We start from the raw sequence: 3079 nt of genomic DNA, 5'->3' as shown, positions 1-3079 counted from the left end.
ATTTCAAGACAGCCATCTACTTCTTCTGTGGCGGTCTAAACCTCTACCCGGCCAGTTCCTGACAGGGGTTACCCACGGAAAACCCGGAAGAACCATAAACCATTGCTATAATAAAAATCAAGTTACGGATATGGTTCCGTAATGCAATTAATGGATAGCTGGATTTTTTTCATGAGTACGATTAGGAGCTGACAGAATTCACCAGCAGGCCCATTTCACTGGTAATTTAATCATAGAAAACGCAAAAACCCCCGACCATTTTTCAATGATCGGGGGTTTTAATTACCTATCTGGTGGAGGGAACGACGACCTACCGCAAAACAGTCTCAAAGCCCGCGCTCCTCGTAACTCCTTGATAATAAACGACGAAGTCATCTTGCACAACAACTTCCCAACAACCCGACCAGAGAAACGATTTTCTCCCCCGATTTCCCAGCACCGGACGAGGGTGACGGGTTTGCAGTAAAAACGGATACCTGGCGTCGAGCCGCAACAACTTCGAATCCGGTTTTCGGACGCCGGTTCGGTTCCCGAAACGGGAATCGAATTGGCCCGGGCATCACCCCTTCGGCGGATACGGATCGTTCCCGTGGCTGTCCTTGTTCTGGATCTTCCCATCCTTGCCGTGGATGTAGAACTCGGTGCCTTGGTTCTGGCTGATCTTGCGCCCGGCATCGACGGCATCCTGCTTCTTGTCGAAGTGGCCGCTGCTGCGGGTCGCGCCGTCTTTCTTGACGTCCCAACCGCCGTCGGCGTTGGGCACGACATGATGTGATCCTGGTTTCTTTGGCATGTTCGCCTCCTGTTTACTTGGTTTCCGTTGAAATAAGTTGCGCTGCTAGCTCCAAAGCATCCACCGGCCAGAAGCACTCTGGTCGCAGGCGGTTGACGCCGGGATGTCCGGCCTTGGGGCGGCAGTTCAGGACCCGGTCGACCCATTGGGCGGGTATGGCGTCCAGGCCGAGCATTAGCTCTTCCCATCCATGAGCGAATCTAAATTTCTCAAAAAAGTCTCTTCAACTGCCTGGGTTGATACTGACCAAATTTCACTTAGATCAGATGCAACATCCATAGCTTCCCAAGGCATAACAGGGTTCCCCTTGCGGGATGCAAAAGGACCATCAGACTCTGGCAATATTAATCTTGACGGTATTCTTGAAATTAAGTCCTTTCCTTTTTTCGTTGAAGTCATCACGGGATTGACACTGAAAAAGCATTCCATTTTTACAGCATCTTTCAGCTCTGCGATAGAGCCGGAAAACCAATGGAGAACAGGCTTTCCGCAGCCAGGGTATTTCTTCAAAGTTGAAAGGACTTTTGAGGCCGCATTCCGAGAATGAATGCTGATAATTCGTCCACCAGCCTTTTCGCACTCTCGGATAGTGCTATCAAATATCAACTCCTGCTTGTCCAGAGTCTTTAAATACCTCGTGGAACCGTCGATTCCAACCTCACCAACAAAATATGATTTCGGAATTGAACTCAATAACAGGTCAAGTTCATTGTATTTTTCAACAGCAATTTCAGGGTGTAAGCCAAGGGCAACCTTGATGTTCCCATATTCTTTGAAGACCTGTGAGGTTGCCACCCATGCCCTTGGGCTTGTTGTAACAGCCAGTGTAAAACGGTTCTCATTATTGACCCGGGCAAGGATATCGAGCGCGTTAGGGTATAAATCAAGGTGTGTATGCAGATCTATCATATCACCCCTTTCCCCAATAAAAGTTCTTTAACCTCGTTAAGTCCTCGCGAAAAGACTCCTTCGAATTCACTTCGATTCTGGTGGTCGGCGAAAGACAAGTTCCCAGAAACCAAACGCTGAATTCCTGATTGCTCGGCAACTAAACATGCGTTGGCAGCGGCACCTACATCATCGGGATTCCCATGATTTATTCGTTCAAGTTGCTCTGAATAATAGCCACCTGACGTTTGGTCAACTTCTCCCCAGTGTTGAAATGCAGCCCTCCGAACCAAACAAGGAACACATCTGCCGCAATGTTGCATCTTATAAACCCGATATTTCCCACAACTCACAGATTGAAAAACCAACTCCTTCAAAAGCTGTTGATTTTTGCATTCTGCCAGCACTTCTCCTTTGGTCTTGAACTGATAGGGCATTATGAGATTCAGGCTGATTCCAACTTCATTCCAAATATTCTGAATGCCTTTAAGGTAAACAGGATGAGTAGTCTTTGTACTGAAGCTGCCCATGCGGCCTGAATTTAGCGGAATGTTTAGACTGATGAATCCATTTTCAGGAACGTATATTTTAGCTGGAGAGCTGGGTTGACCTTGGAGCGCAGACGCTGCCAATGCTGCAAAAGCAAAGAAAATGATCGACCGGCCTCTCGTTGAACCTTCAGATTCCCCTTGCGGGGGATGAATCTTGTGGCTCCATTGGAAATGTGCGCTATCAGGTCTGATTCTTTTAGCATAGTCTCTTTGTGTTTTTGCATCTCCCCTCACAACTTGTGATATGAAAATCGGCTTGTGATTGTCAGCTACCAAATCGATTGCCCCGGCTAAACTATCAACACCTCCGGACAACAGAGAAACACAGTCGCAATCGAATCGTTTCAGTCTTTTTGCTCTTGGCGGAGTGACACCATTATCTTTAAAAGTAAAAGACCAAAAATCTCCTGTAAGAAATCTAAGAGTTTTTTCAAGCTCCTGCTTTGCAGGCTCCCAAACACCCGGATCATTGAGGTGAACGGTTAAATTTATTTGCCGAGTCCACCCATCCGCACTGTTTTTCCTTGTCAGCGAATTATCGGCGGCCGCAACAGCCAAGGCAATTGTATTGAAATCCCAAATTTTTTCCGAAGGACGCAGTCCAGCTCTTTGAACGTCTCTTATCAAGGTTGAGCCGAAATAGCCGACATTTTCTCTTCGAGGATTCGAGTATATCGAGAAATATTTTGTATCTTCCTCAAGCTGCTGTGGAATGAGGTTTTCCGGAGCACAAACGATCTTCCTCATGCTTCGGTAATCTTCCCATTTTTAGGAGCGATTACAAGTAGAGCCTAAGACACCTGTGCGAGCTTCATGGCGGGAGTTATGCCGCCAATGCCCATGTTGG

Annotated in this window: 4 protein-coding genes; all 4 read right to left on the bottom strand. The window is 47.3% G+C overall.

Going from position 1 to position 3079, the window contains the following annotated elements; translation table 11 throughout:
* Positions 1–559: 559 nt before the first annotated feature.
* The 4 genes from BLS55_RS11710 to qatC are packed head-to-tail and all read right to left on the bottom strand — an operon-like array spanning position 560 to position 2979.
* Positions 560–793, bottom strand: coding sequence for a DUF2188 domain-containing protein (locus tag BLS55_RS11710; protein WP_011369119.1), 234 nt, complete (start codon positions 791–793; stop codon positions 560–562).
* Between the two features lie 13 nt (positions 794–806).
* Positions 807–968, bottom strand: coding sequence for a hypothetical protein (locus BLS55_RS12150; RefSeq protein WP_180365466.1), 162 nt, complete (start codon positions 966–968; stop codon positions 807–809).
* Positions 968–1702, bottom strand: a complete 735-nt coding sequence (gene qatD / locus BLS55_RS11705) for a Qat anti-phage system TatD family nuclease QatD (protein ID WP_092155415.1) — start codon at positions 1700–1702, stop codon at positions 968–970. Before qatD ends, BLS55_RS12150 begins: the two co-directional genes overlap by 1 nt.
* On the bottom strand, positions 1699–2979 hold the full coding sequence (gene qatC, locus BLS55_RS11990) for a Qat anti-phage system QueC-like protein QatC (protein WP_143339576.1): 1281 nt from the start codon (positions 2977–2979) through the stop codon (positions 1699–1701). The genes qatD and qatC overlap by 4 nt, the downstream gene beginning before the upstream one ends.
* Positions 2980–3079 lie beyond the last annotated feature (100 nt).

Source organism: Desulfovibrio legallii (genome assembly GCF_900102485.1).
Taxonomy (GTDB): domain Bacteria; phylum Desulfobacterota; class Desulfovibrionia; order Desulfovibrionales; family Desulfovibrionaceae; genus Desulfovibrio; species Desulfovibrio legallii_A.
Note: the sequence above shows the minus strand (reverse complement) of the source record. Positions and strands in the feature narration are given on the sequence as shown.